6 protein-coding genes and 2 rRNA genes (1 of these 8 cut by a window edge) are annotated in these 7,154 nt (G+C 71.1%); 3 read left to right on the top strand and 5 right to left on the bottom strand.

Annotation, left to right across the window (positions count from 1 at the left end; genetic code table 11):
* Positions 1-130 precede the first annotated feature (130 nt).
* The 3 genes from ACF9IK_RS06610 to ACF9IK_RS06620 form a co-directional block, all read right to left on the bottom strand.
* Positions 131-1,093 (bottom strand): electron transfer flavoprotein subunit alpha/FixB family protein, encoded by a 963-nt coding sequence (locus tag ACF9IK_RS06610; RefSeq protein ID WP_395293295.1) that lies wholly within the window; start codon positions 1,091-1,093, stop codon positions 131-133.
* A 59-nt stretch (positions 1,094-1,152) separates the two neighbouring features.
* Positions 1,153-1,938 carry an electron transfer flavoprotein subunit beta/FixA family protein gene (locus ACF9IK_RS06615; protein WP_395293296.1) on the bottom strand — a complete coding sequence of 262 codons (786 nt, stop codon included), beginning with the start codon at positions 1,936-1,938 and terminating at the stop codon, positions 1,153-1,155.
* 426 nt (positions 1,939-2,364) lie between these two features.
* Complete coding sequence (locus ACF9IK_RS06620) at positions 2,365-2,778, bottom strand: TlpA family protein disulfide reductase (protein ID WP_395293297.1); 414 nt, start codon at positions 2,776-2,778, stop codon at positions 2,365-2,367.
* A gap of 255 nt (positions 2,779-3,033) precedes the next feature.
* On the opposite strand from ACF9IK_RS06620, the gene ACF9IK_RS06625 reads away from it, so the two are divergent.
* The 3 genes from ACF9IK_RS06625 (at position 3,034) to ACF9IK_RS06635 (ending at position 5,967) form a co-directional block, all read left to right on the top strand.
* The gene (locus ACF9IK_RS06625; RefSeq protein WP_395293298.1) at positions 3,034-3,459 is read left to right on the top strand and encodes a DUF4395 domain-containing protein; all 426 of its coding nucleotides are present in this window, start codon (positions 3,034-3,036) and stop codon (positions 3,457-3,459) included.
* Positions 3,460-3,756: 297 nt separating this feature from the next.
* Entirely contained in the window at positions 3,757-4,527 is a 771-nt protein-coding gene (locus ACF9IK_RS06630; protein ID WP_395293299.1) for a lysophospholipid acyltransferase family protein, read from the top strand.
* Between the two features lie 243 nt (positions 4,528-4,770).
* On the top strand, positions 4,771-5,967 hold the full coding sequence (locus ACF9IK_RS06635; RefSeq protein WP_395293300.1) for a TolB family protein: 1,197 nt from the start codon (positions 4,771-4,773) through the stop codon (positions 5,965-5,967).
* Positions 5,968-6,088: 121 nt separating this feature from the next.
* Here the strand turns inward: ACF9IK_RS06635 and rrf are convergent.
* Positions 6,089-6,205, bottom strand: a 5S ribosomal RNA gene (gene rrf, locus ACF9IK_RS06640).
* Positions 6,206-6,284: 79 nt separating this feature from the next.
* Positions 6,285-7,154 (bottom strand): 23S ribosomal RNA (locus tag ACF9IK_RS06645) (it continues 2,248 nt past the right edge of the window).

Raw genomic sequence — 7,154 nt, forward strand, 5'->3', positions numbered from 1 at the left:
CACCGGTCGCGTCGTCACCGGTCGGGGCCGACTCTACGGGCCGCCTCCACGGGCGGGTGCACCGCCCGCAACGCCGCAGGGCGCGTCCGGGGAGTCCCGGACGCGCCCTGTGCGTGCGCCTGTCGGCGGATCAGCCCTTGCGGGCCTTCACCTCGGTGGTCAGCTGCGGCAGCACGGCGAACAGGTCCCCGACCACGCCGTAGTCGACCAGCTCGAAGATCGGGGCCTCGGGGTCCTTGTTGACGGCCACGATGGTCTTCGAGGTCTGCATGCCGGCCCGGTGCTGGATGGCGCCGGAGATGCCCGCCGCGATGTAGAGCTGCGGGGAGACCTGCTTGCCGGTCTGGCCGACCTGGTTGGTGTGCGGGTACCAGCCGGCGTCGACGGCGGCACGCGAGGCACCGACGGCCGCGCCGAGCGCGTCCGCGAGCTCCTCGACCACGCCGAAGCCCTCGGCGGCACCGACGCCGCGGCCGCCGGAGACCACGATGGCGGCCTCGGTCAGCTCGGGGCGGCCGGTGGAGACGCGCGGGGTGCGCGAGGTGACCTTGGCGGCGTTGCCGGTGAACGCGACGGTGACGTTCTCGACCGCGCCCGCCGCCGGGGCGGCCTCGGGGGCCACGGCGTTCGGCTTGACCGTGATCACCGGGGTGCCGTGCGACACCTTGGACTTCACCTGGAACGAGGCGGCGAACACCGACTGGGTGGCGACCGGGCCGTCCACACCTGCCTCCAGGTCCACGGCGTCGGTGATGATGCCGGAGCCGAGGCGCAGGGCGACGCGGGCGGCGACCTCCTTGCCCTCGCCGGAGGAGGTGACCAGCACCGCGGCCGCCTCGGCGGCCTTCGCGATCTGGGCCAGCGCGTCGACCTTGGGGACGACCAGCTGGTCGGCGAACTCGGCGCCGTCGGCGACGTACACCTTCGCGGCGCCGAACTCGGCGGCCTTGGCGGCGATGTCCGCGGCGGCCGCACCGGCGCCCAGGACGACGGCCGACGGCTCGCCGATCCGGCGGGCCAGGGTCAGCAGCTCCAGGGCCGGCTTGCGGACCGCGCCGTCGGCGTGGTCCACCAGGACGAGAATCTCAGCCATTGCTCAATGTCTCCGTACTTCGCTGTGGGCTGGGGGTGGGGGGGCTCGGGGCGAGCGGCTCAGATGAACTTCTGGTCGGCGAGGAACGCGGCGAGCTGCCTGCCGCCCTCGCCCTCGTCCTTGACGACCGTGCCCGCGGTGCGCGCCGGACGCGCCGCCACCGACTCCACCGCCGTCCACGCACCCGCCAGACCGACCTCGTCCGCCTCGATGCCCAGGTCGTCCAGGTCCAGGGACTGCACCGGCTTCTTCTTCGCCGCCATGATCCCCTTGAACGACGGGTAACGGGCCTCGCCCGACTGGTCCGTCACCGAGACCACCGCCGGCAGCGCCGCCTCCACCAGCTCCGTCGCCGCGTCACCGTCGCGACGGCCCCTGACCACACCGCCCTCGACCGACACCTCCGACAGCAGCGTCACCTGCGGCACGCCCAGCCGCTCCGCCAGCAGCGCCGGCAGCACACCCATCGACCCGTCCGTCGACGCCATACCACCGACCACCAGGTCGAACCCGGTCTTCTCCAGCGCCTTCGCCACGATCGCCGACGTCCCGATCACGTCCGTGCCGTGGATGTCGTCGTCGTTCACGTGCACGGCCTTGTCCGCACCCATCGACAGCGCCTTGCGCAGCGCGTCCTTCGCGTCGTCCGGCCCGACCGTCAGCACCGTCACCTCGGCGTCGCCGTGCGCCTCCGCGATCCGCAGCGCCTGCTCCACGCCGTACTCGTCCAGCTCCGACAGAAGGCCGTCCACGCCCTCCCGGTCGGTGGTGTGGTCGTCCGCGAACCGACGGTCACCCGTCGCGTCCGGCACGTACTTCACACAGACAACGATCCTCAAGCTCACGGCCTGTCTCCTGTACTGGTCTCGTCCGGCGGCTGCGGCTGTGCAAGCGGGCGCGAATACGGCACGCACCCGCTCCGGGCAGCGTGTTCCCGTGCCGGTCCGGAACTCCCTGGCAGCATACTCGCCAGTAGCTCAGTGGTCACTACTGGCCAGTAGCTTACGCCGCCAGGCCCGGCCCGGACGCCCCGCCCGGAGGCCCGGGCGGCCCGGAGCACGCCCGGACCGGGCCTCGCCGGCGGAACGGCCCGCACTGCCGTCGTCGCCCATCCTGCCCCAGGCCGCGCCGGACACCACCTGACGGGGCGGCACATCCGGGTCGAGATTCACCGCCGGAACGGCGGGATCCGCCCCCGGCCGCCGGTCCGACGCGCCCGGCCCTGCCCACGTCGACAGGCGTCCGCCCGGGTACGCCGGCGTCCACCCGGCTCAGACGGCCTCGCCCAGGGCCGCGATCACGTCCGCCTTGCGCGGCAGCCCCGCGGCCCGGCGCACCACCCGCCCCTCCGCGTCCAGCACCAGCACGGTCGGCGTCCGCAGGACGTCCAGCCTGCGGACCAGCTCCAGCCGCGTCTCCGCGTCCAACTCGACGTGCGCCACACCCTCGACCATCCCCGCCACCTCGGCCAGCACCCGCCGAGTCGCCCGGCAGGGCTGGCAGAAGGCCGTCGAGAACTGCACCAGGGTGGCCCGCTCCCCCAGCGGCCCGCCCAGCTCCGCCGCCGACAGCCGAACCGCCCCGTCCTTCGTGCGCACCCGCAGCCTCCCGTCGCGCTTGGCCCGCAGCAGCCCGAACGCACTCGCCACCGCGAGCACGACGGCGCACACCACCAACCCGGTCATCCTCCCAGTCTGCGGCAGGCCCGCCGCTCCCCGGCAACGGCGTCCGGCCACCGGGGAGCAGGCCGGGCCCCGCCCCCGTGAAACGGTCGACCGCCGAACTCGTGCCCGCGTACCATCGCCGGGTGGACTCCGACCGCCCCGCACCTCCGCTGCTGACCGCCCGCCGCGTGGTCGACCTGTGCCGGGCCACCGCCTCGCGCTGTCGCTGACACATCCCGTCACCGCCTCCCCGCCACGCGCCCCTCCGGAGTCCCCGTGCAGATCGACCCCCGCGGCCCGCGCTTCGCCGCCGCACTCACCACCCTCGTCCTGATCGCCGTACTGCTCACCGGCAGCGGCCTCCTGCTCGCGCTGCAGGCCGTGGTGTTCGGCCTCGGCGCCATCGGCGGCCTGCACCGATCCCCCTACGGCTGGGTGTACCGGACGCTGGTCCACCCCCGGCTCTCGCCCCCGACCGCGACCGAGGACGAGCGGCCGCCGCGCTTCGCCCAGGGCGTCGGCCTGGCCTTCGCCGCCATCGGCACCCTCGGCTTCCTGACCGGCGTGGCCTGGCTCGGCCTGCTGACCGCCGGCTTCGCGCTCGCCGCGGCGTTCCTCAACGCCGCGTTCGGCTACTGCCTCGGCTGCGAGATGTACCTGGTCGTCCGCCGCGCCCAGGGCCGCCTCGACCCTGCGCGCTGACGGCCGGCCCCACCGGCTGGCGGGAGGGGCGTCCGAGGGCTCCCGACGGCCGGCGGAGGCACGTGACGGACCAGGCGTCGAGGCCCGCGGCAAAAGGTTCCCGCCCGCCACATCACGGAGATCACACCCCCCGGCCGAGCCCGGTGGCCCCGCTCAGGTGACAGCGGGCACTCGTTCGGGGGATCATCTCCGTGTATCGCCCGTGCCGCCGCGGCGTGCCGCGCCTCCGGTCGGCCCCACGCCCGGCCCGGGTACCGCCTTACCGGGCCGCCAGGCCCGTGGAAGTCAGGACTGACCGTGGCAGAGTTCGTCTACCCGCCGGTGATCGGCGCCGCACTGACCGTCTTTCGCGCGCTCGACGTGCGCATCAAGATCGTCGGCGCCGAGAACATCCCCGCCGAGGGCGGGGCAGTCCTGGTCAGCAACCACATCAGCTACCTGGACTTCCTCTTCGCCGGCCTCGGCGCGTACCGCGGCGGCAAGCGCAAGACCCGTTTCATGGCCAAGGACGACGTCTTCAAGCACGCGATCTCCGGCCCGCTGATGCGCGGCATGAAGCACATCCCGGTCGACCGCACCGACGGCCAGCCCGCCTACGAGGCCGCCGTGCGCGCACTGCGGGCGGGCGAGGTGGTCGGCGTCTTCCCCGAGGCGACCATCAGCCGCTCCTTCATGCTGAAGAAGTTCAAGACCGGCGCCGCCCGCATGGCCTCCGACTCCGGCGCCCCGCTGCTGCCGGTCGTGCTCTGGGGCACCCAGCAGCTCTGGACCAAGGGCCGCCCGAAGACCCTCACCAAGCGACACGTCCCGGTCACCATCATGATCGGGGAGCCGATCGAGCTGTCCGACACGGACAAGCCGGTCATGGTCACCCGCCGGCTCCGTGCCGCGATGGGCGAGATGCTGGACCGCGCCCAGCGCGAGTACCCCGGCAAGCCGACCGGACCGGACGACACCTGGTGGCTCCCCACCCACCTGGGCGGCACGGCGCCGACGCTGGAGGCCGCCGAGGCCGAGGACGAGGCGGAGGCCGCCGCCAAGGCCGAGCGCCGCGCCGCCCGGGGCTGACACCCTGTGCCCGCCGGCCCGGGCGTCCCCCGGTCGGCGGCACAGTCCGGACGCTCGTGCGCCGGGGTACGGCGGCCAATCCTCCGTGCTCCATCGGTCAACCAGACGGTCGGCTCTTCATACTCCATGTGACCGATCGGCGCCGGAGCGTCGCGTGTCGCCCGCTCACACGCACTCTCCGTCTGCCACAGTGGCAGCTTCCCGGGGGCCTCGTCCTGCGGTAGAGACGGAGAGGACACGCCGATGACCGGCACACGGCAGCTGCCACCCACCACCACGGCCCGTACCCGCGCCCGCGCAGGTGCGGGCCTTCTGCTGGCCGGCGCCCTGCTCACCGGATGCGGCGCCGAGCCGGGCGAGATCCCGCTCAGCGAGATCCGGGCGGAGACACCGCCCGCCACACCCGTCCCCACCGCCGCGGCCGAACCCGCCGTCGCAGTCTCGGCCCCACCCGACCCGGCCCTCGCGGCCGCGGCGAGCGCCCGGCACAACGGCCTGATCGTCGGCCGGGTGTTCCTCACCGGCGACCGCACCACCAGCGCCGTCTTCGCCTTCGCCCCCGACGGCAGCGGCGAGCAGCAGCTCACCCGCCCGCCCGCCCAGACCCGAGACGACCACCCCGACTGGTCCCCCGACGGCACCACCGTCGCCTTCGACCGCACCAGCGCGGAATCCGCCGGCCGGATCTGGACGATCGGCGCCGACGGCGAGAACGCCCACCAGGTCGGCCCGCTCTGCGAGCCGGGCGCCCTCGACTGCACCAACGAGGAGGAGGTCACCCCGGCCTTCTCCCCCGACGGAAAGCAGATCGCCTTCAGCCGCACCTGGGGCAGCTCCGACCCCACTGCCCATCAGACCCAGTACAGCGACCTCTACCTGATGAGCCCGGACGGCACCAACGCCCAGCGGCTGACCTTCCTCACCAACGACAAGCCGTACTCCGGCCTGGTCGCCAATCCGGCGTGGTCACCCGACGGCAAGCAGCTCGTCTTCTCCTACCAGACCAGCGCCACCGGCCAGCCCGCCAACAGCCGGGCCCTCTACGTCGTCAACATCGACGGCACCGACCTTCGCCGGCTCACCCCCTGGGAGCTGCGGGCCGGCGACCGGGCCAGCTGGTCCCCCGACGGCACGCAGATCGTCTTCACCACCTACCCCGCCGGCGCCGACAACACCCCGGGCGGCGGCATCTACACCGCCCACCCCGACGGCACCGCCATCGGCGCCCTCACCCCCGGGCCGTCCGACGTCGTCTACGGTGCCGCCTCCTACTCCCCCGACGGCACGTCGATCGCCTTCACCCAGGCACCGGTCAACGGCGCTGCCGAGCTGTACACCATGAAGAGCGACGGCTCGAACGTCGCCCAGCTGACCAACAGCCCCGACCGCTGGGAGAGCCGCCCCAGCTGGGGCACCGCGGTGGGGGCACCACGCGACTGACCTGGACCCAGAACTCGATCGGGCACGGCGCCATGCCGTGCCCGACCTGTTTTCGGGATTTGCCCCGGAAATGCGAAGAACCCCCGATCCGTTCCCGGACCGGGGGTTCTTCAGAAGAATTGTTCGGCGGCGTCCTACTCTCCCACAGGGTCCCCCCTGCAGTACCATCGGCGCTGTGAGGCTTAGCTTCCGGGTTCGGAATGTAACCGGGCGTTTCCCTCACGCTATGACCACCGAAACACTATGAAACTATCTACCGCCCACCCATCGATGGCGGGGGTCGTTGTTTCAGAACAACACAGTGGACGCGAGCAACTGAGGACAAGCCCTCGGCCTATTAGTACCGGTCAACTCCACCCCTCACAGGGCTTCCATATCCGGCCTATCAACCCAGTCGTCTACTGGGAGCCTTACCCTCTCAAGGAGGTGGGAGTGCTCATCTCGAAGCAGGCTTCCCGCTTAGATGCTTTCAGCGGTTATCCCTCCCGAACGTAGCCAACCAGCCATGCCCTTGGCAGAACAACTGGCACACCAGAGGTTCGTCCGTCCCGGTCCTCTCGTACTAGGGACAGCCCTTCTCAACACTCCTACGCGCACAGCGGATAGGGACCGAACTGTCTCACGACGTTCTAAACCCAGCTCGCGTACCGCTTTAATGGGCGAACAGCCCAACCCTTGGGACCTACTCCAGCCCCAGGATGCGACGAGCCGACATCGAGGTGCCAAACCATCCCGTCGATATGGACTCTTGGGGAAGATCAGCCTGTTATCCCCGGGGTACCTTTTATCCGTTGAGCGACGGCGCTTCCACAAGCCACCGCCGGATCACTAGTCCCTACTTTCGTACCTGCTCGACCCGTCAGTCTCACAGTCAAGCTCCCTTGTGCACTTACACTCAACACCTGATTGCCAACCAGGCTGAGGGAACCTTTGGGCGCCTCCGTTACCCTTTAGGAGGCAACCGCCCCAGTTAAACTACCCACCAGACACTGTCCCTGATCCGGATCACGGACCCAGGTTAGACATCCAGCACGACCAGAGTGGTATTTCAACGACGACTCCACAACAACTGGCGTTGCCGCTTCAAAGTCTCCCACCTATCCTACACAAGCCGAACCGAACACCAATATCAAGCTATAGTAAAGGTCCCGGGGTCTTTCCGTCCTGCTGCGCGAAACGAGCATCTT

The sequence above is a fragment of the Kitasatospora hibisci genome (assembly GCF_043950205.1).
GTDB lineage: Bacteria > Actinomycetota > Actinomycetes > Streptomycetales > Streptomycetaceae > Kitasatospora > Kitasatospora hibisci.

Bases quoted from the DNA above. Each gene is read 5' to 3' on its own strand.
- ACF9IK_RS06610 (WP_395293295.1), bottom strand. From the start codon at position 1,093: ATGGCTGAGATTCTCGTCCTGGTGGACCACGCCGACGGCGCGGTCCGC.
- ACF9IK_RS06620 (WP_395293297.1), bottom strand. From the start codon at position 2,778: ATGACCGGGTTGGTGGTGTGCGCCGTCGTGCTCGCGGTGGCGAGTGCG.
- ACF9IK_RS06635 (WP_395293300.1), top strand. From the start codon at position 4,771: ATGACCGGCACACGGCAGCTGCCACCCACCACCACGGCCCGTACCCGC.